Origin of the sequence: Lysinibacillus sphaericus (assembly GCF_002982115.1) — a bacterium.
Taxonomy (GTDB): Bacteria; Bacillota; Bacilli; order Bacillales_A; family Planococcaceae; genus Lysinibacillus; species Lysinibacillus sphaericus.
On record NZ_CP019980.1, the window covers coordinates 1,819,895 to 1,844,421 of the forward strand.

Consider the following 24,527-nt stretch of genomic DNA (forward strand, 5'->3'; position numbering starts at 1 on the left):
ATGAACGAACAATTAAAACATTTTATTCAGAGCAACACACCACAAGTGGAGGCTGAGATGTTTGCACTTGTTGAGAAAATTGACGCACCAGCTCATTTAAAAGAGTCGATGCTATATTCATTAAAGGCAGGAGGCAAACGTATTCGCCCACTGTTTGTATTAGCAGTTTTAGAAATCTACGGTAAAGACCTAAAAGCAGGGCTTACAGTCGGTGCTGTTATTGAAATGATTCATACGTATTCTTTAATTCACGATGATTTACCGAGCATGGATAACGATGATTTCCGTCGTGGCAAACCAACTAACCATAAAGTGTTTGGTGATGCCCTTGCAACACTTGCAGGCGATGCGTTAAATACGCTAGCGTTTGGCATTTTAGCGCGCATGGATCTTTCAGCGGAGCAACGAATAGAACTTGTCAATCTTCTAAGCGTAGCAGCAGGTGCTGAAGGGATGGTTGGCGGTCAAGTGCTCGATATGGAAGGTGAGCAACGTCAACTAAGCCTAACGGAACTAGAACATGTACATGTCAATAAAACAGGTGCACTTTTACGATTTAGTATTGAATCGGGTGCAGTATTAGCCAATGCTTCTCAAGAAGACCGTGCTACTTTAAAAGAATATGCGCATCATATTGGGCTGGCATTCCAAATCCAAGACGACATTTTAGATATTGAAGGCACAACAGAGGAATTAGGCAAAACAGCAGGGAAGGATGTAGCGAGCGATAAAAGCACATATCCTGCATTACTAACGTTAGCTGGAGCCAAAGAAAAACTTGCTGACCATTATCAGCTAGCTATTGCAGCACTGGATAACTTACAAGTAGATGTCAGCTTACTGCGTGAGTTTGCGGCCTATATTGTTCATCGTAAAAACTAAGAGAAAAAATGGGCGTTAAAGGGAAAGAATATGCTAGAATAGGTGAGGACGTTTGCCAAGAGGCAAACAATAAGTGTTCGTACTTTTAGCATATGGATAACACTGTTATAATGGTGGAAACACGATTGCGGTGAATAATTTATTGAAAAGGTGTGTGAGAAAGGTGGATTTAAACAAGATTTCTAGTCCATCCTTTTTAAAAAACTTAGATAAGAGAGAGCTTGAACAACTTGCAAAAGAAATTCGAACTTTCTTAATTGAAAAATGTTCTGTCACAGGTGGTCATATCGGACCGAACCTGGGTGTTGTGGAGCTGACAATTATGCTTCATAAAATGTTTGACAGTCCAAAAGATAAGTTTTTATGGGATGTTGGCCACCAAGCTTACGTGCATAAAATTTTGACAGGTCGTGCGAGTCAATTTGACACTTTGCGTCAGTTCAAAGGGCTTTGTGGTTTTCCAAAGCTTGTGGAGAGTGAACATGATGAATGGGAAACGGGTCATAGCTCGACATCGTTGTCAGCAGCCATGGGTATGGCAGCAGCACGTGATATTAAAAACGAAAAAAACTTCGTCGTACCGATTATTGGGGACGGAGCTTTAACTGGCGGTATGGCGCTTGAGGCATTAAATCATATAGGGCATGCAAAAACTAATATGATTGTCATCTTAAATGACAACGAAATGTCCATAGCACCGAATGTTGGCGCATTACACAACGTATTAGGTCGCTTACGAACTGCCAAAGAATACTCAAAAGCCAAAGAAGAATTAGAATCGTTAATTAATAAAATTCCGGTTTTAGGTGGGAAGCTAGCTTCAACTGCTGAACGCTTGAAAGACAGTTTGAAATATCTAGTCGTTTCTGGTGTCTTCTTTGAGGAATTAGGCTTTAAATATTTAGGGCCAATTGATGGTCACGACTTTGAGGCGCTTGAAACGACTTTATCCTATGCTAAAAAAGTAAAAGGCCCAGTGCTTGTGCATGTCATTACGAAAAAAGGAAAAGGCTACAAACCAGCAGAAGACGATACAATCGGGAATTGGCATGGGACAGGGCCATATAAAATGGAGACAGGTGCCTTTGTTAAATCTGAAACAAAAGGTCCTGCGTGGAGTAGTTTAATCGCTGAAACTGTTCGTAAAATTGCACATGAAGATGAACGCATTGTGACGATTACGCCAGCGATGCCTGTTGGCTCAAAATTGCAAGGGATTCAAAAAGACTTTCCTAAACGCTTTTTTGATGTCGGCATAGCTGAACAACATGCCGCAACGATGGCTGCAGGTCTTGCTACTCAAAAAATGAAGCCGTTTTTAGCGATTTATTCAACGTTTTTACAGCGTGCATATGACCAAGTTCTACATGATATTGCGCGTCCAAATTTAAACGTTTTCATTGGGATTGATCGTGCTGGCTTAGTTGGTGCAGATGGTGAAACACACCAAGGCGTCTTTGATATAGCATTCCTTCGACATATTCCCAATATGACGATTATGATGCCAAAGGATGAGAATGAAGGTCAACATATGGTGAAAACAGCCATTGATTATAACGGCGGACCGATTGCCCTTCGTTATCCACGTGGAAATGGGATAGGCGTCCCACTCGATGAGGAGCTTATGGCTTTACCAATAGGTAGTTGGGAAGTGCTACGTGAGGGGAAAGATGCGACGATATTAACATTCGGCACAACTATTCCAATGGCAATGGAAGCAGCGCATATGCTCGCGCAACAAGGCGTAGAAATTGAAGTGGTGAATGCTCGCTTTATTAAGCCGATGGATGAGGACATGCTGCATCGTATATTTACTAGCAATAAACCAGTGCTAACGATTGAAGAAGCGGTATTACAGGGGGGCTTTGGTAGTGGCGTCTTGGAATTTGCACACGACCATAGTTATTTCACTGCAATCATTGATCGAATGGGTATTCCAGATCAATTTATTGAGCATGGAAACGTAGACCAACTGCTAGCGGAAATCCATATGACAGCAGAAGATACAGTAGCACGTATGCAAGTGTTACTACAACAAAAACAGCAAGTAGGTTTGAACAAATAATGACAAAACAACCGAAAGAACGTGTAGACATTTTACTTGTAGAGCGTGGGCTCTGTGAGACGCGCGAGAAGGCAAAACGGTCCATTATGGCGGGTCTTGTCTTTTCTAATGAAATACGCATCGACAAAGCAGGAGAAAAAATTGCAATCGATGCACCGCTGCAAGTAAAAGGGTCAGATTTAAAATATGTGAGCCGTGGTGGCTTGAAACTAGAAAAAGCTTTGCAAATTTTTGATATGTCTGTAGAGGGGAAGCTGATGCTTGATATCGGCTCCTCTACAGGTGGTTTTACAGATTGTGCATTACAAAATGGTGCGCGACATTGTTATGCCTTAGATGTTGGCTCCAATCAGCTTGCGTGGAAAATTCGTTCAGATGAACGTGTAACAGTTATGGAAAAAACGAATTTCCGCTATACAACAGCGGCAGATTTAACGGAAGGTTTACCAGAGTTTGCTACAATCGATGTGAGCTTTATTTCACTATCATTGATTTTACCGGTACTAAAAACGGTTTTAATGCCAGGTGGGGATGTCATGGCGCTTGTTAAACCACAGTTTGAAGCAGGTAAAGAGAATGTTGGTAAAAAGGGTATCGTCCGTGATAAAAAAGTCCATCTCGATGTTCTAGAAAAAACCGCTGCTATGGCAACGGAGGTCGGCTTTGTTGTGAAGGATGCTTCTTTTTCGCCGATTACTGGCGGTGAGGGGAATATTGAATTTTTATTCCATTTAGTGAATCCTATAGGGGATGAAAGTATTCCACCATATACAGCTTTTAATGCACTCGTTGAAGAAGCGCATAGTGCACTAAAATAACACGTGCTCATTAAGTAGAGCCGTGTTTTTTCTTGTGCTTTTATGCTGAAAATGGTAGTGTAATTATACAAATATTTAACTATTTATAAGAGGTGAACGATATGAATAAAGGGCAAAGACATATACGGATTCGTGATATTATTGCAAATCATGAAATTGAAACACAAGATGATTTAGTCGATTTTTTAAAGGATGCAGGCTATAATGTGACACAAGCAACGGTCTCACGTGATATTAAAGAACTGCACTTAGTAAAAGTACCTTTGCAGGATGGACGCTATAAATATAGCTTACCCGCAGACCAACGATTCAATCCAGTACAAAAATTACATCGTGCATTAGCGGATGCTTTTGTGAGCATTGACGGAGCATCCCATTTCTTAGTAATGAAAGCACTCCCAGGTAATGCAAATGCTATTGCGTCATTACTGGATCATTTAGATTGGCCTGAAATTTTAGGTACGATTTCAGGGGATGATACTATTTTAATTATTTGTCGCGATGAAGCCGAGCGAGAAAATACAAAAAATCGCTTATTGGACATGCTATAAGAAAGAAACAAAAATCCAAAGGTTAACAGTTGCTTGCCTGTTTTAAAAAAAGCGGTCATTTTGCATCTGATAGCACGAGATATAATAGCAGTTGAATTTAATTCAGAGGTGACAATTTGTGTTAAGAGAGCTTAGTATTCGAAATTTTGCCATCATCGAGGATTTAACGGTTAGTTTTTCGGATGGTTTAACTGTACTAACAGGAGAAACTGGTGCTGGGAAATCCATTATTATTGATGCGGTACATTTACTTGCTGGTGGTAGAGGCAATTCAGAATTTATTCGTCATGGTGCTAAAAAAGCAGAGTTAGGCGGGTTGTTTCAAATTTCAAGCACTGCACATCCTGTATACAAGAAATTGGAGGAAGCAGGCATTGAAATAGAAGAAGATTCTATTATTTTACGCCGCGATTTAAATGACTCTGGTAAAAGTGTTTGTCGGGTAAATGGCAAATTGGTCCCTTTATCGGTTTTACGAGATATTGGTGCAAGTTTAATTGATATACATGGCCAACATGAAAATCAAGAACTAATGGATGAAAAACAACATATTCATTTATTGGATCAATTTGCAGAAGAGCAACTATCACCGATTCTTGAACAATATAGTATTCAATATAACGAATATCGGGCATTAAAAAAAGAATTAGCCACCATTTCTATTGATGAGCAGTTAATGGCGCAACGCATTGATTTGTACCAATTCCAAATGAAAGAATTGGAAGATGCAAATTTAAAGCTTGGTGAAGAAGATGAGCTGTTAGATGAACGTCGTCGTCTAATGAACTTTAATAAAATTTTCGAACGCTCGAGTGCTGCCTATGAAGCAATTCAGGGAGAGACAAAAGGGCTTGACTGGATCGGTACAGCGATGGGCGCATTAGATGATGCGGCGGTCATCGATGAACAGTTTAAAGAGGCATCTGAGTCGGTAACAACTGCTTTTTACGCTTTACAGGATGCCGCCTATCAGGTAAAAAATGTATTAGACGAGTTAGAATTTGATCCTGCGCGATTAAATGAAGTGGAGCAACGCTTGGCACTTTTCCAAAACTTAAAGCGCAAATACGGCTCCACTGTTGAAGAAATGCTCGCCTATTATGAGAAGATTAAAACAGAGCTTAGTGAGCTTTTGAATCGTGATGAAATATTGCAATTAAAAGAACGAAAAGTACTTGAAATGGAAGTAGTATTAAGTGAATTTGCTGAAAAACTTTCGCATGTTCGAAAAGCAGCAGCCAATGATTTAAGCGAGGCTATTATGGCAGAGCTACGTGAATTACATATGGAAAAAGCAAAATTTATTGTAAATTTTGATGCTTTACCTTACTTTGATGTCAATGGTAAAGACCAAGTGATCTTTTATATTTCAACGAATGTCGGGGAACCACCGAAATCTTTACCGAAAATTGCTTCAGGTGGGGAATTGTCGCGTATGATGTTAGCATTAAAAACGATTTTTTCTTCTTCCAATGGTGTAACATCCATTATTTTTGACGAAGTGGATACTGGCGTAAGCGGTCGCGTAGCGCAAGCAATCGCTGAAAAAATTGCAGCTATTTCTGTTAATTCTCAAGTTTTGTGTATTTCGCATTTACCTCAAGTGGCGGCGATGGCTGACCATCATTACTTCATTAAAAAAGAGGTTGAACATGATCGGACATTTACTTCTTTAGCAGAAATCGATACAGATGCTCGTATTGAAGAAGTGAGCAGAATGATGTCAGGTGCAGAAATTACCGATTTAACTTTACAGCATGCGACAGAATTGTTAAAGATGGCAAACGAACGAAAAAAACAAATGCGCTAAATTAATAAGAAAATCCAGAGGCAATCCAATGTTTCTGGGTTTTTTTCATTTTGCACAAATATTTACCGCTTATAAGAACCGCACAACAACACATAGTATAAAGACAAAATTCAAAAGGAGGTGTCGTATGAATCGTCGTTGGCGTCAATTTGTCATTTTGCCTATGCTCATCGTTTTGTTATTTATGCCCATTCAGGCTTTTGCGGCCAAAAAATTAATACCGATGGGTGAAGCAATTGGAATTCAGCTTCAATTATCACATGTCTTTGTTGCGCATGATGTGTTATTAGCTTCCAATCAGTGGATGAAAGGAGGCGCCGTTATCGAAAAAATAAATGATACAACGGTAAAAACACTTGCTGATGCCAAGCAAGCCATTGCTCGCCATGGGCAACAAAAATGGACGATAAAAAGTGAAGGTAAAGCATTAACAGTTGACTTACAAAAGCAAGAAGCAGAACATGTCATCTCTTTTTTAAAGGATGAAACAGATGGAGTAGGGACATTGACATACATTGATCCAGAGACATTAAATTACGGAGCATTAGGCCACCAGATTGTCGACTCAACTCTCCAAGAAGCACCTGTCTTCCGAGCAGGCTCCATTTTCTTAGCATCCATTCATCAAATCCGTAAAAGCCTACCTGGTCAACCCGGCTATAAAATTTCCTCCATTGAAAAACATCAGGAACGATTAGGGAGTATTGATAAAAATACGGTTTATGGAATTTTTGGCCGATGGGAAGATAGCTATCAACAAAGATTGCCCAAAGCCATCGAAATTATGCATGCAAAAGATATAAAATTGGGGAAGGCTGAAATTTATACAGCTATTGAAGGAAGTAAAGTCGAAACATTTTCCATTGAAATTACAAAAGTTGAAAATGAACGGCTTGAATTTATCGTTTCTGACGAAAAGCTTATTGAAAAAACAGGTGGCATTTTACAAGGTATGAGTGGTAGTCCCATCATACAAGATGGTCGTTTCGTTGGTGCTGTCACACATATGTTTGTTGAGGAGCCGAAAAAAGGGGCTGCTATTACAGTGGCAGAAATGTTAAGAAAATCTTCATAAATTGGATGGAGCTGCTTCTGGTAGCTCCGTTCTTTCATGGGTAAAATAGTATATTTTAGCTCTTTCCCCAAGTATTTCATGGTTTTTGTGAACACTTTAGCGATACTTAAAAAAAAGTGTAGTTTTATCAGCATTTTTTCACTAAAATAAGTGATAAGTGTATTCGACAATTTGCTGTTAAGTATCGTAACTTGTCGAGAAAAAAAGAAAGTATCGGACTACATACTCATTTTTGGAAATTGAAAAGGTTTTTAACCCAAAAATGTCGAAAATTCCACAGTGTGTCAAAAAGACATTAGGGGTAACGGTTTTATGCTTTGAACAGTCAAAGCAAAGTCCAGAAGGAGGAATGGAAATGACAAAGGTAAAAGTGGCGATAGCAGATGATAATCGAGAATTATTAAAAACAATGGAGCATTATTTTCAAGGACATCCCGAAATTGAAATAATTGCAACGGCCTCGAATGGGAAAGTATGTCTTCAAATGCTTGAAGAATACACACCTGATATTTTATTACTGGATATAATTATGCCTCATCTAGATGGATTAGCAGTATTGGAAGCGATGTATCAAAATGATCGTATGTCTTCGATACAAGTCATTATGCTCACAGCATTTGGTCAAGAAGATGTAATGAAACAGGCAGTGGATTTAGGAGCATCGTACTTTATGCTAAAACCATTTGAATTCGACCAGCTTGTCCAAAAAATATTACATTGTGCTGGCCAAAAGGCTTCTATACCGAAAAAGGCGAGTGTATTACAGCCGACAACTCCTCAAAAATTAAATCAGCATCAGCTTGATAGCACCATTACAGCGATTATTAAAGAAATTGGCGTACCTGCTCATATTAAAGGTTACTCGTATTTACGGGAAGCGATACAAATGGTGTTTGAAGATATCGAGTTATTAGGGTCTGTGACTAAAATTCTTTATCCAGAAATAGCAAAGAAATTCAATACAACACCGTCACGTGTAGAACGTGCAATTCGTCATGCCATTGAAGTCGCATGGAATCGTGGCAATTACGAGTCCATTTCGTCGATGTTTGGCTACACCGTACACCACTTAAAGTCGAAACCGACAAATAGCGAATTTATCGCCATGATTGCGGACAAGATTCGTATTGATATGATGGCGAGTTAATTAACAGTTATAACAGCTTACAGGACTTATTTAGAGAGATTTTTTAAAAATTTATAAAGTAGCTAATGCAAGTCATTACATTAAACTATGAAACACATTCATTTCTGGGATATCCCATTTATGGAGGTGTTTTTTTTTTGCGAGATTTTGGCAAGAAACAAGTAATTAAAACGATACATATGCAAAAAAGACGTTTTCAGACAGATTTTTAAAAATATTAAGGCTTTATAAATAATGTTAATTTTTTGTTATAAATCTGCGGAAATCCTTATTTTTTGAAAAATATATGTTTTAAAATAATAGCGAGAAAAAATAAGGAGGTTAGATATGAGCCATATTGAGTTAGTTAAGATTTCAAAGACGTACCAAAAAAAGCAAGCTGTATTGAATGAAATCAATTTAACAATTAACAAAGGTGAGTTCTTTGTCCTTGTTGGACCTTCTGGGTCTGGAAAGAGTACGTTACTTAGAATGATTGCAGGTCTTGAGGAAATTTCTGAAGGTATATTGAAAATGAACGGTAAAATTGTAAATCATATTCCACCAAAAGATCGGAATTTATCAATGGTTTTCCAAAATTATGCCTTATATCCGCATCTTTCTGTAGAACAAAACATTCTATTTGGTTTACAGGCAAAAAAAGTGAAGAAACAAGAGCGACAAAGAAGATTATATGAAGCCGCGGAAATGATGGGATTAATTGAATTGTTGGAACGTAAACCAAGAGAGTTATCCGGAGGTCAAAGGCAACGTGTAGCACTAGCGCGAGCGATTGTAAGTCAATCACCATTATGTTTAATGGATGAACCACTTTCAAATTTGGATGCAAAGTTGCGTGCGAATATGCGTGTGGAAATTCGTAGATTGCAAAAAAAGTTAGGAATGACAATGATTTATGTTACCCATGACCAAGTAGAAGCGATGACAATGGGAGACAGAATAATGGTCTTAAACGATGGGGAAATTCAACAAGTTGGAAAACCAATTACGCTTTATAACGAACCAGCTAATTTATTTGTAGCTTCTTTTATCGGTTCTCCAAAGATGAATTTGGGAAAAGCGATTCTTTCAGAAGAGGGCAAGCAATTAGTAGTTGAAGGTCATCTTCATCTAGACATAAGTTCTTTATTTGGGGAGGAACTACCTCCAAATAGACAGTTTACGATTGGCATTCGAGCTGAGCATCTACTGCCAGGAACAATTGAAAACACAAACTATCTTTTGGAAGCGGTGAATGTAGAACAATTAGGGAATGAAACATCAATAGCATTTGAAGTTGGTGCTGAGTTATGGACGGCTAGGTGGTCTGGACAATGGTTCATCAAAATAGGACAAAAAGTGCCAGTACAAATATTGCCAGAAAATCTATTATTCTTTGATTCGGTAACTGGCAATTTAATTCACTCAGTTTCTCAAGGTAGAGTACAAGAGGTTTTAACAACATGCGTATGACGAACACTACTAATAATACAAATAACAACCACCTTATAGAAATGGAGCAAGTTAAAAAGAAAATCCGAATGAACAATTTTTATAAAGGGATGTTGTTTTTATTACCTTCTATTATTTTGTTTAGTGTTTTCTTGTTTTATCCTCTGTTTCGGACTATCTATTTAAGCTTTTTCTTAACGAAAGCAAGCGGTGATACGACTATATTTGTTGGGCTCGAAAACTATGTGAATATGTTCGCCTCACCTCTTTTTTTGAAAAGCATGAAATCTACGTTTTTATTTGTCTTCTATACGGTGCCCACTACCATCATTATTAGTTTGTTCCTTGCTGTAATAGCCAATGAAAAACTTAAAGGAATTGGCTTCTTTCGAACGATTTTTTCCTCCACTATGGGAGTATCAGTTGCCGCAGCTTCTGTATTATGGTTGTATCTGTTTAATCCGACGATGGGGTTATTTAACCAAATACTCGATGTCTTTGGGTTTGAAGTCATTGGATGGCTAACAGATCCAAAATGGGCACTTCTTGCTGTCTCTGCTACAACAATTTGGATGAACATAGGTTTTACCTTTTTAATTTTATTTAGTGGGTTGCAATCGATTGATTCATCTTTATATGAAAGTGCTGAGATTGAAGGAGCAGGTTATTTCTATAAATTGCGTAGAATAACAATTCCAATGCTGTCACCCACGTTATTCTTTGTAATTACTGTAACAATTATTAATGCATTTCAATCGTTTGGGCAAATTGATATCTTAACACAGGGCGGACCAGTAAATGAAACGAATTTACTTGTTTACTCGATTTATCGAGAGGCTTTTGTAAATTATAGGTTTGGTTCAGCAAGTGCACAAGCCATTGTGCTGTTCATTTTAATCTTATTAATGACATTATTACAATTTAAGCTAGGTGAAAGGAAGGTACATTACCAATGACAATGTCTACCAGCAAAAAAGTCATTTTTTATGTCATTCTCATCCTTTCAGCTTTACTGTTAGCAGGACCTATGATTTTGGCATTTGTAATGAGCTTGATGACTAATCAAGATATTTTAACCGGTAGCATACCGACTGCACTCACCGTTGATAATTATAGTCGAGCATTTGAACGTACACCTTTACTTAGTTATTTAATAAATAGTTTATTAGTGTCAATTGTTATTATGCTGGGACAACTACTGTTATCAAGTTTAGCAGCTTATGCCTTTGTTTTTTTAGAGTTCAAAGGGAGAGATTTATTATTCTATATTTTTATTGCAACTTTAATGGTTCCTTTTGAGGTTTCGGTTATTCCTAATTTTCATTTAATCCGTGATTTAGATTGGATTGATTCTTATGCAGGGTTGACTATCCCTTTCTTTGCAACAGCTTTTGGAACCTTCTTGCTAAGACAAAACTTTAAACAAATACCTAAGGAATTAAGGGAGGCAAGTCAAATTGCCGGTATAGGTGATGTTAAATATTATCTAACAGTTGTATTACCAGTTGCAAAGTCTAGTTTAGTGACATTCGGGATATATGGATTTTTATCCTCGTGGAACATGTACTTATGGCCACTCTTAGCCACAACAAATGACAAGGTACGTACTGTACAAATCGGTTTGAAGCAATTACAGACCCAAGAGCAGGTAAATGAATGGGGTGTTATCATGGCAGGCGCAGTGATTGTCATTATTCCAACATTAATCTTATTGTTCTTTGGACAAAAGAAGCTTCAAAAAGGGATAACGGAAGGTGCATTGAAGTAATCGAATTTATTTAAATCCAATAAAAGGAGAAATAAGATGAGAAAATTATTTGCATTTCTTACACTTGGAATTGTTGTATTGTTGTCAGCATGTAGTTCAGAAGGTAATTCTACACAAGGGCAAGAAGGAGACAAGCCTAGTTCTACTGAAAATACACGGATGCAAGAGGTAACGTTTTGGCATTCGATGGGTGGAGCTGCCCAAGATTCGTTAAATAAAATTGTAGGAGATTTTAATAAATCACAAGATAAAATTCATGTTAAAGCGCTCTACCAAGGTACTTATGATGAATCGTTAACAAAGTTTAACGCAGTTGCTGGTTCAGATAGTGCACCGACAGTAATTCAGACATTTGAAATAGGCACAAAGGCGATGATTAACAGTGGACAAATTCTTCCTATTCAAGAGTTAATTGATGCAGACGGATATGATATGAGTGAATTAGAAGAAAATATTACAAAGTATTATTCGTTAGATGGGAAGTTCTATTCGATGCCCTTTAATTCTTCCACTCCAGTTATGTATTACAATAAAGATGCATTTAAAGCGGCAGGACTAAATCCAGATGCGCCACCAAAAACGTTTGAGGAAGTAGCAGAAGCAAGTAAAGCAATCGTTGAATCTAATCCAAAAATGAAAGGTTTTGCATTACAAGCATACGGTTGGTTATGGGAGCAATTATTAGCCAACCAAGGCGCGTTATTATTAAATAATGACAATGGACGAAAAGAGACGCCTACGGAAATCGGTTGGTCGGAAGAAGAGGGCAAATCAATCCTCAACTGGGTAAAGAATATGGTTGATGATGGTACATTTGCTAATTATGGTACAAATTATGATAACATGATGGCTGGATTTTTGGCAGGGGATGTCTCGATGTTTTTACAATCTTCTGCTAGTTCAGGGGATATTATTGACAATGCTTCATTTGAAGTAGGTATTGCTTATTTGCCTTATCCAGCAAATAAAGTTCGTCAAGGCGTTGTTATTGGGGGAGCTAGTCTCTGGATGACTGCTGGTAAATCAGACGCTGAGCAAAAAGCAGCTTGGGAATTTATGAAATATTTACAAACTCCAAAAGTGCAAGCAGAGTGGCATGTAGAAACAGGATACTTTGCCATTAATCCGTCTGCATATGAAGAACAAATCGTGAAAGATGCTTGGGCTAAAAAACCCCAATTACAAGTTACAGTAAATCAGCTACAAGATACAAAAGAATCTTATGCAACACAAGGCGCGTTAATGGATATGCTTCCAGAAGGTCGTAAAATTATAGAAACGGCTCTTGAAACGATTTATAATGGCGGTGATGTGAATCAAGCACATCGTTCTGCTGTTGAGCAATTTAATGCTGCCATCAAACAGGCCAATGCTGCAAGAGGCGAATAATTCATATATCAATAATTGTAAACATTGCTTGTAATACATTCATAGCGCGAGAGCATACGACCGGATTATTGTTTCTGTTTAGGTTGGTCATGGCGCTTCACAGTGAAAAACATAACGCCTTTTTAGACAGTTTACATGTACTGTTTAAAGAGGCGTCTTTTATATACCGAAAATTTTATAATACTTTCGTCGTTAGATAAAAAATGATAGGGCAGCGAGCCATTGAAGTAATACGGCATAGAAGTTGAAGAACAGGAAATTTGAATCTAAACAGACGTTTGACCGTATACCTAGTATCATGAGTTTTGGAGGGATTTTATGGTTAATGCTTACAAGGTGGCTCTTATTGGTGGAACGGGGAAAGTAGGGCGTTATATTGCTTCTAAAGCGGTAGCGAAAGGATATCAAGTCCGCATGTTAGTTCGAAATCCAGAAAAAGTAATAGACAAGGACAGTAGGATTGAAATCGTCAAAGGGAATGTAAAAAATGTAGAAGATATTCGTAAGCTACTAAAAGATTGTCAAGTAGTTATAAATACCTTTGGTCAACCAATTAAAGAGAAGGCGATGTATAGCAGTATCACTAAAAATATACTCGATGTAATGACTGCATTACATATTGATCGTTACATTGGTGTAACAGGTGGCTCTCTAACAATATCAGGCGATCACAAAAGTATGTTAAACAGAATAGGGGCAGCGTTGTTTGAAATAATGTACTCTAATATGATGGGAGACAAGAAGAAAGAATGGGATATTTTGACCAATCATCCACATATTCAATGGACGTTAATTAGACTACCATTTATAGTAGATGGCGCAGAAAGAGGAAATTTGAAAGAACATTTAACGGATATGCCTGGCACAAAAATAACTAATCAAGATATTGCGACTTTTATCATTCATCAAATCGACAATTTAAACTATGTACATAAAGCACCGTTTATTGCAAATTAATTTAAATTCCCCCAGTTTATTTATTCTGCAAAGTACAGTGGCAAATTAATGATGGATTGTATCCTATCATTAATGAACTATGAATGGTATTATTGTTACAAAATGTAAGATATACTATATAAAGCTTGAAAAATTGGAGGGAAATAGACATGGGGTTATTTGATGGATTAATGGGCAATGCAAGTGAAGTCAATCTAGATAAATTGCAGGAAGAAATGAAAGAAATCTTAATACCGAATGAGACCATTCAAAATGCGTATAAAATTATTAGAGATACGTTTATTTTTACGAATAAGCGGTTAATTTTAATCGATAAACAAGGGGTAACGGGCAAGAAAACCGAATATCATTCAATTCCTTACAAAAATATTTTGCATTTTTCAGTGGAAACGGCGGGCACATTTGATTTGGATGCAGAGCTGAAAATTTGGGTTTCAGGCAGCCAATTGCCAATACAGAAAAATTTTAATAAATCGACTAACATTTATAAAGTGCAGAGTGTTTTAGCAGAATATGTGTTAGGTTAGTATTCAATGGGCGGTTAACAGGGTTAAAGCTGTTAATCGTTTTTTTGCCTTTTTGACTATAATAGGGACGGAGGGATTATAAATGAAAAGCGTAAATTTTCAACTTGACCATCATAACGCATTAGAAATAACACAAATTAATGAGCAGTTATATGAGATGCGACTGAGCGTTAATGGAAGCATCAGTGTTTTCTATTTAACGCGTGAACAATTATGCACGGATAGCAGAATTGAAGCATTTCAAGATAGATTAAGCAGTGACTTATTTACAGATAATAAATGACTAAAAGCCCTGAGTCTTTGTGTAGGAGACTTAAGTAAATTTGCAAATAAATAGTAAGTTAAAATGGTACTTTATGCAGTAATGTTCTACTTTAAGAAGTTTTTTAGTAGACAAGACCTAATGCGAAAAAATTAAAATGAGGATTTATGTGAATATAGCTATTTCTTTTTCAAAGTGTTCATAAAAATAACCTAAAAATTTACTGGGTTTTTATGCAATAATAACATTTCCACTTTTGCAACGAAGGAAAACATGTTTTTTTATAGTATATATCGTCTATTTTTTAGAGGAAAAAGGTTTGCACTGTGTACAGAGCTTACTGATAAAGTAGGGGTATTTTCTTTATGAGTAGTGACAATTGTCTCTAAACAAATGTAAATAGATTGTATATACTTACATATAGAGGGAAGGAGGAGGTAGCGTGATTCTAGTTCGAAATGATAACTTCGAAATATCGGAAGAAAACGGAAAGGTATTTATGCTTACATACAGCGCTGGGTTTCCATTAAAAGAATTTGATGGCGTCTTACGTAGTCACCCACGACTAAAGTTATCTAATTTTTCTATATTAAAAACTGTACTAGCGACAGAAAGCACAAGTCCTGTTGAGATTGGACGCTGGCTTCCAAATGTTGAAGCTGAAATTGCTCGAGATAAAATGTCTGCCTCTATATTTATATATGAAACAGCTGATTATATTCAAAAGAATAAAGAAAAATTAACGGAACAAATTTTGGAAACATTAGCGGATCAAGGCATTATTTATGGCATTTTAGACTTTGATATTTCAAAGGTTGAACCTGGCAAAGCGTTTTTAATTGCGCAAGGAACGTCACCTGTGGCAGGTACGGATGCACAAATTACATATTTACCTAAACCTGAAAGAAAACCTGTCATTCGTGAAGATGGGAAAGCCGATTACTACGACATGAATTTTATTTCAGAAATTTCAGAAGGCTCTTGGCTCGGTGAGAAAATTCCTGCAACGATGGGCAAGCATGGTCAAAATGTACTCGGTGAAATGATTGCGGCAGCACCTGGTCGTGATTTTCCTATTCGATATGACAAAAAATCAGCGTATGAAGTAGAAGAAGATGGTAAAATCGTCATTCGTTCGAAAATAGCGGGTGTGTTAGATGATGTCAAAGGTGCAATTGGTGTAAATCGCCATCTACCAATTCATGGAGATGTAGGCGTTGAGACGGGCAATTTAGAGTTTAATGGCTCTTTAAGCATTAAGGGAACCGTTACAACTGGCTATACTGTTATTGCAACAGGAGATATTTCCATTGAAGGTGCGGAAGGGGTAAGCGGCGCAAAACTAATTAAATCAATCGAAGGTGATGTATACATTCGAGGTGGTATTTTTGGTTTGGGTTCAACACTCGTTGAAGCCGGTGGCAATATTTTCGTGAAGCATGTCAATGAAGCTATTTTAGTCGCAGATGATAGTATTCATATCGGTTTTTATTCACTTGGATCACAACTTACTGCCCATTCCATTTTTGTCGATGAGCGCAGAGGAAAAATCATTGGTGGGCGTGCTGTTGCCAAAAATACAATTGTTACAGCCATTTCGGGAAACCGTCTAGAGCGGAGAACTGATTTAATCATTGAAAGTGTCAATAAACAGGAAAGTTATGCAATGATGCAAGACAAAGCAACACAGTTAAAGCAATTGCAATCCGATATTTCAGAGCGTGAAGCGAAGATTACAAGTTTACTACCGCTGCTTAAGCAAATGTCTACACAGCAAATTGCTGCCTTTGAAGAAACAAAGCAAAGCTTATCAAAGTTAAAAGCAGAAGCGGTGACGCTAGATCGTGAAATTAAGTTAATGATGGATGAAATGCGTCATGCTGGAAAAGAAGAAATTATTGTTACAAAGGAAGCCTATCCTGGTACCTATATTCAAATTGGCAAAAAGTCCTCGTTGTTAAATAAAATGACGAACGGAAAATTTTTACTGGAGTTTGGTGAGCTGAATGTATAATGAATCATTCATCCCTGTGTTTGCGCATCGCGGGGCGTCTGCTTATGCGCTAGAAAATAGTTTCAAAGCGTTTGAAAAAGCATTAGAGCTAGGTGCCAATGGGATTGAGTTAGATATTCAGCTATCAAAAGAAGGGATACCCGTTGTTTACCATGATCCGCAATTATCAAGATTAGTAGGCAGTAATAAGCTAGTGAATGATTGCACAATAGCGGAATTGCAGAGCTTTAAATTAGGGAAGCCGTGGAGAAGGTTTTTTTCATCGTATAGAATTCCGACATTTGAAGCGGTTTTAGCATGGGCAAATAAACACCAACTCCCACTGAATATTGAATTAAAATCGACCATTCTTGACAATCAAGATGCGCTCGTTCAACTGCTTCAAGGGCTTAAATTACCAGCAGGTAGCCATTTTTCATCATTTCATTATGAGCTGTTAGAGGTTGTGAAACGTCATGCGCCACAGCATGAAACAGCGCTAATCGCCACAAAAAAATTAAAATGGGATTTGCTGAGTGATTATAAGGCAATTGATTGTGTTCATATGCATAAAAAGTATTATAAACCCCGCTATTTAGAGGCATGTGTAGCTAGTGCTAAGACATGTCGCTTTTATGCGATTGATGGCAGTGAAAAGTTTTTGACGAATCCACATACATCCGTAGTAGGGTGGATTACTGATTTTCCGGATAAAGTTATCCATGTACAGCTACGTCAATAAAAATAGCTATCCAGTAAGTCACAAAGTTCTGTGGCCTATTTGGATAGCTATTTTTATTTTTTTTGGAAGCGCGGAGCCACTTTTCCTTTTTTTCGATCGCGGTGTAATAAAAAGCCTGCGAAAAAGCCAAAGCCGACAACAAAGAAAATGATGCCAACAACAAATTGTAGCCATAAAAATGGGAAAGGTGAGATGAGCTTACCGAATAATGTATCACGCATAAATTTAATGCCACCTGCGGCCATTAGACCTGGAATTAGCATGACAATAAACGCAGCAAAACGAGCCATACATGTCCCTCCTCATACCTAACTTTAATTGTACCTGTGGATAATGGAATGTCAAGAAAGCCTATGAATCTAAGGCGTCTCGTAAAAGCGCAGGAAGAAGCTCAAAAACTAGTAATCGTAACTGAATTTTTAGAAAATTCTTACTTAGTAGGAAAAGTGTAATAATAGTTGCGAAATTGTGAATTTGTCAGTATTGTAAAATTAAATGGAGCGATATTATCCATTGCAAAACAGTTTTATCATTTTTTTAAAATTTGATTGGGATGGGCATTAGGGGTTGCACTTTCCAAAGCAAAGGGGCGAGTTTTCATGGAAATCTTCAAGTATATGGAAAAGTATGATTATGAACAATTGGTATTTTGCCAAGACGAAGCATCTGGGTTAAAAGCGATTATCGCTATCCATGACACAACACTTGGACCAGCATTAGGTGGTGCTCGTATGTGGACCTACGCGACAGAAGAAAATGCGATTGAGGATGCATTAAGATTAGCACGCGGGATGACATATAAAAATGCAGCTGCTGGTTTAAACCTTGGCGGTGGAAAAACGGTCATTATTGGGGACCCATTTAAAGATAAAAACGAAGAAATGTTCCGTGCTTTAGGTCGTTTCATTCAAGGATTAAACGGTCGCTATATTACCGCTGAAGATGTTGGTACAACCGTAACAGATATGGATTTAATCCATGAGGAAACAAATTACGTTACAGGTATATCGCCAGCGTTTGGTTCATCGGGTAATCCTTCACCAGTAACTGCTTATGGCGTTTATCGTGGCATGAAAGCAGCGGCGAAAGAAGCATTTGGTACGGATATGCTAGAAGGTCGTACTATATCGGTACAAGGGCTAGGAAACGTAGCTTACAAGCTTTGCGAGTATTTACATAATGAAGGTGCAAAACTTGTAGTAACAGATATTAACCAAGCGGCTATTGATCGTGTTGTCAATGATTTTGGCGCTACAGCAGTTGCACCTGATGAAATCTATTCACAAGAAGTCGATATTTTCTCACCGTGTGCACTTGGCGCAATTTTAAATGACGAAACGATTCCGCAATTAAAAGCAAAAGTTATTGCTGGTTCTGCTAATAACCAACTACAAGATTCACGACATGGAGATTATTTACACGAGCTAGGCATTGTTTATGCACCTGACTATGTCATTAATGCAGGTGGTGTAATAAATGTCGCGGACGAATTATATGGCTATAATCGTGAACGAGCGTTGAAACGTGTAGATGGTATTTACGATAGTATTGAAAAAATCTTTGAAATTTCCAAACGTGATAGTATTCCAACATATGTTGCGGCAAATCGTTTGGCAGAAGAACGTATTGCTCGTGTAGCGAAATCGCGTAGTCAGTTCTTAAAAAATGAAAAAAATATTTTGAACGGCCGTTAACAACGTCTATTCGCTAAAGAGAAGTCGCATTGTCGACTTCTTCTGTTTAAATAGTAGTAAATAAATGTCTAGGCTAATAGATTCGTCATTACAATAAATGACGTACACCTTTCATTGCAATGTCTTTAAGATAGAGATTGTTGCCTGTGGCGATACAGCGCTTTTCCTCGATGGATTGCACTATGACGCCAGTTAGGAGAGAGAGGCTTTAGCACTTTTCTCATAAGGAGGAATAACATATGGCTCAAAATTATGATGTTGTTATTTTAGGGGGAGGGACAGGTGGCTACGTTGCAGCAATTCGTGCGGCACAATTAGGCTTAAAAACAGCTATTGTGGAACGTGAACGACTTGGTGGTACTTGTCTACATAAAGGCTGTATTCCGAGTAAAGCATTACTTCGAAGTGCTGAAGTATATCGTATGGCCAATAAAACCGCGAGTGAATTTGGCGTAGACATTACAGGTGTTACCTTGCAATTCAATAAGGTGCAAGCGCGCAAACAAGCAATAGTAGAGCAATTAAGCCAAGGTGTGAATACACTGATGAAAAAAGGCAAAATTGATGTTTATGAAGGAACAGGTCGAATTTTAGGACCATCTATTTTTTCACCAATGCCAGGTACTATATCAGTAGAGATGCGCAATGGTGAGGAAAATGAAATGCTTGTTCCTACCAATGTTGTCATTGCAACAGGATCGAAGCCACGAGGAATGGCAGGATTAACGGTTGATGGGAAGTATGTCATGAATTCTGACCATGCATTGCAAATGGAAGAATTACCGACTTCATTATTGATTGTTGGTGGTGGTGTAATCGGCATCGAGTGGGCATCTATGCTTTGTGATTTTGGAGTAGCTGTAACTGTAATTGAATACGGTCCTACGATTTTACCAGCTGAGGATGCGGATATTGTAAAAGAAGTGACAAAACAGCTTGAAAATCGTGGTGTGCGCATTGTGACGAATGCTCGGTTAAATACAGATAGCTTTAAAATAGAAAATGATAACGTTTTCATTTCGGCGAAGCTTCAGGATAATGAGGAACAATTTGAAGCAGAGAAATTATTGCTTTGTGTTGGACGTGAAGCAAATATACATGGCATTGGTTTAGAAAATACCGATATTGAAATCGACAACGGCTTTATTCAAGTACGCGATTCTTATCAAACAAAGGAATCACATATGTATGCCATTGGAGATGTAATCGGTGGTTTACAATTGGCGCACGTTGCCTCACATGAAGGCTTGTCCGCTATTGAACATATTGCGACAGGAAAAGTAGCGCCGTTAGATGTTTTGCAAGTACCGAAATGTGTGTATTCCTTCCCAGAAGTGGCTAGTATCGGTTTAACGGAAAGTGCTGCTCGCGAAAATGGTCATGTATTAAAGATTGGTAAATTTCCTTTTAAAGCAATAGGTAAGGCGCTAGTTAATGGAGAATCAGATGGTTTTGTTAAAATAATAGCCGATGAAAAAACGGACGATATTTTGGGTATTCATATGGTAGGGCCGCATGTGACGGATTTAATAGGAGAAGCTTCATTAGCGAAATTATTAGATGCAACTCCTTGGGAAATTAGTCAAGCAATCCATCCACATCCATCATTAAATGAAGTATTAGTGGAGTCAGCTTTAGCTGTCGATAAGCGAGCTATTCATTTTTAATGCGTTTATAGACATTACGCCGAATTGTAACAAATAAAAAGACCGACATAAATTGTGATACTAAAGGAGCTTGTGCGCAAAATACAGGCACTTTAGCACGTTTTCTAATGCGAAAGGGGTGTTCATATGCAAGACGTTCAACTGAAACATGAAGATTTAGGGTTAACGAATGAAGAAGTCCTTGCTATGTTCGAAACGATGTTAATGGCAAGAAGATTAGATGAGCGCATGTGGTTATTAAACCGTTCAGGTAAAATTCCATTTGTAATTTCTTGTCAGGGACAGGAGGCTGCACAAGTTGGAGCAGCATTTGCGCTAGATAAAAATAAAGATTATATTGCACCGTATTATCGAGATATGGGTGTAGTTTTACATTTTGGTATGACGCCAAAAGAGCTGATGTTATCAGCATTTGCAAAGGCTGAAGATCCAAACTCTGGCGGCCGCCAAATGCCCGGGCATTTTGGGCAAAAGAAAAACCGCATTTTGACTGGTTCTTCACCCGTAACAACACAAGTACCGCATGCTGTTGGGGTGGCGCTTGCGGGGCGCTTGCAAAAGGAGGATTTCATCGCCTTTGTTACGTTAGGAGAAGGTTCTTCCAACCAAGGTGATTTCCATGAAGGGGCAAATTTTGCCGGTGTGCATAAACTACCAGTCATTATAATGGTAGAAAACAATCAATATGCTATTTCAGTACCAGTGGAACGTCAGTTAGGTTGTGCAAAAGTATCCGATCGTGGTATTGGCTATGGCATGCCAGGCGTAACAGTAGACGGCAAATGTCCACTGCAAGTTTATAAGGTTGTCAAAGAGGCGGCAGAACGCGCTCGTAGCGGTGAAGGGCCAAGTTTAATAGAAACGGTGACATTCCGTTTAACTGCACACTCTTCGGATGATGATGATCGTCAATACCGTACAGCAGAAGATATCGCGGAAGGCAAAGCGAAGGATCCGATTGTATTGTTTGAGAAGTATTTACAAGATGCTGGCATTATGACGGAATCTCTTCGTACTGAAATAGAAGAGCGTGTGATGGCCGAAGTAAATGAAGCGACGGACTATGCAGAGGCAGCTCCTTACGCTAAACCAGAGGAAGCCTTGAAGTACGTATATGCACCAGTGGACGGAGGTGACGTGTAATGGCAGTAATGTCTTATATTGATGCGATTACATTAGCGATGAAGGAAGAAATGGAACGAGATGAACGAGTTTTCATTTTAGGAGAGGACGTTGGTCGTAAAGGTGGCGTTTTCAAAGCAACTACGGGTCTTTATGAGCAGTTTGGGGAGTATCGTGTGTTAGATACACCGCTTGCGGAAAGTGCGATTGCAGGAGTTGGTATTGGCGCGGCAATGTACGGCATGCGTCCAATTGCTGAAATGCAGTTTGCAGACTTTATAATGCCTGCTGTGAACCAAATTGTATCGGAAGCTGCGAAAATCCGTTATCGCTCCAATAATGACTGGACTTGTCCTATAGTAGTCCGTGCTCCTTTTGGTGGTGGGATTCACGGAGCGCTTTATCATTCACAATCGGTAGAAGCACTTTTTGCTGGAACACCCGGTTTGAAAATTGTTATTCCTTCCACTCCGTATGATGCGAAAGGCTTGTTAAAGGCAGCAATTCGTGATGAAGACCCGGTATTATTCTTTGAACATAAGCGTGCGTATCGCCTAATCAAAGGGGAAGTCCCATTAGACGATTATACATTACCAATCGGCAAGGCAGATGTGAAGCGAGAAGGGGAAGACGTTACGGTCATTACGTATGGTCTAGCCGTTCATTTCGCTTTACAGGCAGCCGAGCGTTTAGCGGCAGATGGCATCTCTGTCCATATTTTAGATTTACGTACAGTGTATCCGTTAGATAAAGAAGCTATTATTGAAGCGGCAAGTAAAACAGGAAAAGTATTGCTTGTAACAGAAGATAACAAGGAAGGCAGTATTATAAGTGAGGTTGCGGCCATTATCGCAGAACATTGCTTATTTGACCTTGATGCGCCTATTCAACGTTTAGCTGGACCAGATGTACCTGCAATGCCATATGCGCCTACAATGGAAAAGTTTTTCATGATAAATCCTGAAAAAGTAGAGCGGGCATTGAGAGATTTAGCTGCATTCTAAAAATCTCCTCAGGAGATGCATATCTAATTAGTAGTCTCTTTTGAGTAGGCTTAAAGGCTTGCGAAAAAAAGTTGAAGCTTCTCATAATAGTTATCTCGAATTTTGCAATGGTATGCCGTACATGGACAATTCAAAATTCGGGTTGACTAGATGGGGGCGTAATTGATGGGAGGAAAAGATAATGGCGATTCAAAGCATTACGATGCCACAGCTCGGTGAAAGCGTAACAGAAGGTACAATCGAAAAATGGCTCGTACAACCAGGTGATACAGTAAAAAAATATGATCCATTAGCAGAAGTTGTGACGGATAAAGTAAATGCAGAAATCCCATCTTCTTTTGAAGGGGTCATTACAGAACTACTTGCAGAAGAAGGGCAAACGTTACCAGTTGGAGCAGTGGTTTGTTCCATTGAAATCGCAGGTGACGGTGAAGTGCCAGCGTCTCCACCAGTGAAAAAGTCAACAGTAAGTGCTGCAATATTAAATGCAGGGATTCAGAAAAAACAAGAGTCTCCGAAGGAAGTTACTGCACCTATTGCATCAGCAAATACAGTGAGACAGCAAAAAAACCGCTATTCGCCTGCTGTACTTAGACTGGCGCAAGAACATGATATTCCACTTGAGCAAGTTGTTGGTACAGGAGAGGGTGGCCGTATTACACGAAAAGATCTACAACAACTCATTGACGCAGGAAATATACCAACGCCAAAAGATGTAACACCTTCTGAGCCAGTTGCAGTTGCAACAACGGCTAGTAGCCAACCTGTTGCCGCTGTCGAAACACCAACAAAACCAATCGCATCCTCGCCAGTGTTGCAAACAGGCGACATTGAAATTCCGGTAACGAATGTGCGCCGTGCCATTGCGAATAATATGGTACGTAGTGCTCAAGAAGTCCCACATGCTTGGATGATGATGGAAGTTGATGTAACGGATTTAGTGGCTTATCGGGATAGTATAAAGATGGACTTTAAGCAAAAGGAAGGTTTTAATATTACCTACTTTGCGTTCTTTGTAAAGGCCGTTGCACAAGCTTTAAAAGAGTTCCCAATGATGAACTCTATGTGGGCGGGTGATAAAATTATCCAAAAACATGACATAAATATTTCCATTGCGGTAGCAACAGACGATGCACTTTTTGTCCCTGTTATAAAACACGCTGATGAAAAGTCCATTAAAGGGATTGCTAAAGAAATTCACGAGCTTGCCCAAAAAGTGCGCACAGGAAAACTGACGATGGACAATATGCAAGGTGGTACTTTTACAGTTAATAATACGGGTGCTTTCGGTTCTGTGCAGTCGATGGGTATTATTAATTATCCGCAAGCTGCCATCTTACAAGTGGAAAGTATTGTAAAAAAACCAGTTGTTTTACCTGGTGGAATGTTTGCAGCACGCGATATCGTAAATTTATGTTTATCTTTAGATCATCGTGTATTAGATGGATTAGTTTGTGGTAAATTCCTAAATAGAGTAAAAGAAATACTCGAAAATACAAATAAATCTTCGACGTCAGTCTACTGATGACTTGTCGGAAACCTGTTGTATAACGGTTTCCGATTTTTTTTTGCTTTTCGAGTCGCAATTTGTCATGTAGAATAACAAATAGAAACTACTAAGGG

22 protein-coding genes are annotated in these 24,527 nt (G+C 38.5%); 21 read left to right on the plus strand and 1 reads right to left on the minus strand.

Features of this window, described 5'->3' with window-relative positions; genetic code table 11:
* The 16 genes from LS41612_RS09145 (at position 1) to LS41612_RS09220 (ending at position 17,417) form a co-directional block, all read left to right on the plus strand.
* Positions 1–882: a polyprenyl synthetase family protein gene (locus LS41612_RS09145; RefSeq protein ID WP_024361175.1), complete on the plus strand. Its 882-nt coding sequence runs from the start codon at positions 1–3 to the stop codon at positions 880–882.
* A gap of 163 nt (positions 883–1,045) precedes the next feature.
* A complete protein-coding gene (gene dxs, locus LS41612_RS09150) occupies positions 1,046–2,947 on the plus strand; it encodes a 1-deoxy-D-xylulose-5-phosphate synthase (RefSeq protein ID WP_024361174.1) in 1,902 nt (633 codons plus the stop codon).
* Positions 2,947–3,765, plus strand: coding sequence for a TlyA family RNA methyltransferase (locus LS41612_RS09155; RefSeq protein ID WP_024361173.1), 819 nt, complete (start codon positions 2,947–2,949; stop codon positions 3,763–3,765). The genes dxs and LS41612_RS09155 overlap by 1 nt, the downstream gene beginning before the upstream one ends.
* Positions 3,766–3,866: 101 nt before the next feature.
* Positions 3,867–4,316, plus strand: a complete 450-nt coding sequence (gene ahrC / locus LS41612_RS09160; protein WP_024361172.1) for a transcriptional regulator AhrC/ArgR — start codon at positions 3,867–3,869, stop codon at positions 4,314–4,316.
* Between the two features lie 118 nt (positions 4,317–4,434).
* On the plus strand, positions 4,435–6,126 hold the full coding sequence (recN, locus tag LS41612_RS09165) for a DNA repair protein RecN (RefSeq protein ID WP_024361171.1): 1,692 nt from the start codon (positions 4,435–4,437) through the stop codon (positions 6,124–6,126).
* 127 nt (positions 6,127–6,253) lie between these two features.
* Positions 6,254–7,201, plus strand: coding sequence for a SpoIVB peptidase S55 domain-containing protein (locus LS41612_RS09170; protein ID WP_024361170.1), 948 nt, complete (start codon positions 6,254–6,256; stop codon positions 7,199–7,201).
* A 355-nt stretch (positions 7,202–7,556) separates the two neighbouring features.
* Positions 7,557–8,348, plus strand: coding sequence for a sporulation transcription factor Spo0A (gene spo0A / locus LS41612_RS09175; protein ID WP_024361169.1), 792 nt, complete (start codon positions 7,557–7,559; stop codon positions 8,346–8,348).
* A 327-nt stretch (positions 8,349–8,675) separates the two neighbouring features.
* Positions 8,676–9,800, plus strand: coding sequence for an ABC transporter ATP-binding protein (locus tag LS41612_RS09180; protein WP_024361168.1), 1,125 nt, complete (start codon positions 8,676–8,678; stop codon positions 9,798–9,800).
* 41 nt (positions 9,801–9,841) lie between these two features.
* Positions 9,842–10,735 (plus strand): carbohydrate ABC transporter permease, encoded by an 894-nt coding sequence (locus LS41612_RS09185; RefSeq protein ID WP_029747084.1) that lies wholly within the window; start codon positions 9,842–9,844, stop codon positions 10,733–10,735.
* On the plus strand, positions 10,732–11,547 hold the full coding sequence (locus tag LS41612_RS09190) for a carbohydrate ABC transporter permease (protein ID WP_024361166.1): 816 nt from the start codon (positions 10,732–10,734) through the stop codon (positions 11,545–11,547). Before LS41612_RS09185 ends, LS41612_RS09190 begins: the two co-directional genes overlap by 4 nt.
* Before the next feature lie 36 nt (positions 11,548–11,583).
* Positions 11,584–12,936, plus strand: a complete 1,353-nt coding sequence (locus tag LS41612_RS09195) for an ABC transporter substrate-binding protein (RefSeq protein ID WP_024361165.1) — start codon at positions 11,584–11,586, stop codon at positions 12,934–12,936.
* Between the two features lie 318 nt (positions 12,937–13,254).
* Positions 13,255–13,893: an NAD(P)-dependent oxidoreductase gene (locus LS41612_RS09200; protein WP_024361164.1), complete on the plus strand. Its 639-nt coding sequence runs from the start codon at positions 13,255–13,257 to the stop codon at positions 13,891–13,893.
* A 149-nt stretch (positions 13,894–14,042) separates the two neighbouring features.
* Positions 14,043–14,420: a PH domain-containing protein gene (locus LS41612_RS09205; RefSeq protein WP_024361163.1), complete on the plus strand. Its 378-nt coding sequence runs from the start codon at positions 14,043–14,045 to the stop codon at positions 14,418–14,420.
* 82 nt (positions 14,421–14,502) lie between these two features.
* Positions 14,503–14,703, plus strand: a complete 201-nt coding sequence (locus LS41612_RS09210; RefSeq protein WP_024361162.1) for a hypothetical protein — start codon at positions 14,503–14,505, stop codon at positions 14,701–14,703.
* A 421-nt stretch (positions 14,704–15,124) separates the two neighbouring features.
* Positions 15,125–16,696 (plus strand): flagellar assembly protein A, encoded by a 1,572-nt coding sequence (locus tag LS41612_RS09215; protein ID WP_024361161.1) that lies wholly within the window; start codon positions 15,125–15,127, stop codon positions 16,694–16,696.
* Positions 16,689–17,417 carry a glycerophosphodiester phosphodiesterase gene (locus tag LS41612_RS09220; protein ID WP_024361160.1) on the plus strand — a complete coding sequence of 243 codons (729 nt, stop codon included), beginning with the start codon at positions 16,689–16,691 and terminating at the stop codon, positions 17,415–17,417. Before LS41612_RS09215 ends, LS41612_RS09220 begins: the two co-directional genes overlap by 8 nt.
* Positions 17,418–17,470: 53 nt before the next feature.
* Here the strand turns inward: LS41612_RS09220 and LS41612_RS09225 are convergent, their stop codons facing one another.
* On the minus strand, positions 17,471–17,707 hold the full coding sequence (locus LS41612_RS09225; RefSeq protein WP_010859733.1) for a DUF2627 family protein: 237 nt from the start codon (positions 17,705–17,707) through the stop codon (positions 17,471–17,473).
* Between the two features lie 309 nt (positions 17,708–18,016).
* Between LS41612_RS09225 and LS41612_RS09230 the strand changes: the two genes are divergently transcribed.
* From LS41612_RS09230 to LS41612_RS09250, 5 genes are all read left to right on the plus strand, one after another.
* Positions 18,017–19,111 (plus strand): Leu/Phe/Val dehydrogenase, encoded by a 1,095-nt coding sequence (locus tag LS41612_RS09230; RefSeq protein ID WP_024361159.1) that lies wholly within the window; start codon positions 18,017–18,019, stop codon positions 19,109–19,111.
* 239 nt (positions 19,112–19,350) lie between these two features.
* The gene (gene lpdA, locus LS41612_RS09235) at positions 19,351–20,778 is read left to right on the plus strand and encodes a dihydrolipoyl dehydrogenase (protein ID WP_024361158.1); all 1,428 of its coding nucleotides are present in this window, start codon (positions 19,351–19,353) and stop codon (positions 20,776–20,778) included.
* A 126-nt stretch (positions 20,779–20,904) separates the two neighbouring features.
* Complete coding sequence (locus LS41612_RS09240; protein ID WP_024361157.1) at positions 20,905–21,921, plus strand: thiamine pyrophosphate-dependent dehydrogenase E1 component subunit alpha; 1,017 nt, start codon at positions 20,905–20,907, stop codon at positions 21,919–21,921.
* Positions 21,921–22,904 (plus strand): alpha-ketoacid dehydrogenase subunit beta, encoded by a 984-nt coding sequence (locus LS41612_RS09245; RefSeq protein WP_024361156.1) that lies wholly within the window; start codon positions 21,921–21,923, stop codon positions 22,902–22,904. The genes LS41612_RS09240 and LS41612_RS09245 overlap by 1 nt, the downstream gene beginning before the upstream one ends.
* A gap of 181 nt (positions 22,905–23,085) precedes the next feature.
* Positions 23,086–24,429 carry a dihydrolipoamide acetyltransferase family protein gene (locus tag LS41612_RS09250; protein WP_024361155.1) on the plus strand — a complete coding sequence of 448 codons (1,344 nt, stop codon included), beginning with the start codon at positions 23,086–23,088 and terminating at the stop codon, positions 24,427–24,429.
* The last annotated feature ends 98 nt before the right edge of the window (positions 24,430–24,527 follow it).

Excerpts from the sequence above, each read along its gene's own strand:
- LS41612_RS09220 (WP_024361160.1), top strand. The coding sequence starts at position 16,689 with ATGTATAATGAATCATTCATCCCTGTGTTTGCGCATCGCGGGGCGTCT.
- LS41612_RS09190 (WP_024361166.1), top strand. The coding sequence starts at position 10,732 with ATGACAATGTCTACCAGCAAAAAAGTCATTTTTTATGTCATTCTCATC.
- LS41612_RS09180 (WP_024361168.1), top strand. The coding sequence starts at position 8,676 with ATGAGCCATATTGAGTTAGTTAAGATTTCAAAGACGTACCAAAAAAAG.
- LS41612_RS09145 (WP_024361175.1), top strand. The coding sequence starts at position 1 with ATGAACGAACAATTAAAACATTTTATTCAGAGCAACACACCACAAGTG.
- LS41612_RS09230 (WP_024361159.1), top strand. The coding sequence starts at position 18,017 with ATGGAAATCTTCAAGTATATGGAAAAGTATGATTATGAACAATTGGTA.
- spo0A (WP_024361169.1), top strand. The coding sequence starts at position 7,557 with ATGACAAAGGTAAAAGTGGCGATAGCAGATGATAATCGAGAATTATTA.
- LS41612_RS09250 (WP_024361155.1), top strand. The coding sequence starts at position 23,086 with ATGGCGATTCAAAGCATTACGATGCCACAGCTCGGTGAAAGCGTAACA.
- LS41612_RS09170 (WP_024361170.1), top strand. The coding sequence starts at position 6,254 with ATGAATCGTCGTTGGCGTCAATTTGTCATTTTGCCTATGCTCATCGTT.
- LS41612_RS09195 (WP_024361165.1), top strand. The coding sequence starts at position 11,584 with ATGAGAAAATTATTTGCATTTCTTACACTTGGAATTGTTGTATTGTTG.
- LS41612_RS09205 (WP_024361163.1), top strand. The coding sequence starts at position 14,043 with ATGGGGTTATTTGATGGATTAATGGGCAATGCAAGTGAAGTCAATCTA.
- LS41612_RS09210 (WP_024361162.1), top strand. The coding sequence starts at position 14,503 with ATGAAAAGCGTAAATTTTCAACTTGACCATCATAACGCATTAGAAATA.
- LS41612_RS09245 (WP_024361156.1), top strand. The coding sequence starts at position 21,921 with ATGGCAGTAATGTCTTATATTGATGCGATTACATTAGCGATGAAGGAA.
- lpdA (WP_024361158.1), top strand. The coding sequence starts at position 19,351 with ATGGCTCAAAATTATGATGTTGTTATTTTAGGGGGAGGGACAGGTGGC.
- LS41612_RS09185 (WP_029747084.1), top strand. The coding sequence starts at position 9,842 with ATGGAGCAAGTTAAAAAGAAAATCCGAATGAACAATTTTTATAAAGGG.
- LS41612_RS09155 (WP_024361173.1), top strand. The coding sequence starts at position 2,947 with ATGACAAAACAACCGAAAGAACGTGTAGACATTTTACTTGTAGAGCGT.
- LS41612_RS09240 (WP_024361157.1), top strand. The coding sequence starts at position 20,905 with ATGCAAGACGTTCAACTGAAACATGAAGATTTAGGGTTAACGAATGAA.
- LS41612_RS09225 (WP_010859733.1), bottom strand. The coding sequence starts at position 17,707 with ATGGCTCGTTTTGCTGCGTTTATTGTCATGCTAATTCCAGGTCTAATG.
- LS41612_RS09200 (WP_024361164.1), top strand. The coding sequence starts at position 13,255 with ATGGTTAATGCTTACAAGGTGGCTCTTATTGGTGGAACGGGGAAAGTA.
- ahrC (WP_024361172.1), top strand. The coding sequence starts at position 3,867 with ATGAATAAAGGGCAAAGACATATACGGATTCGTGATATTATTGCAAAT.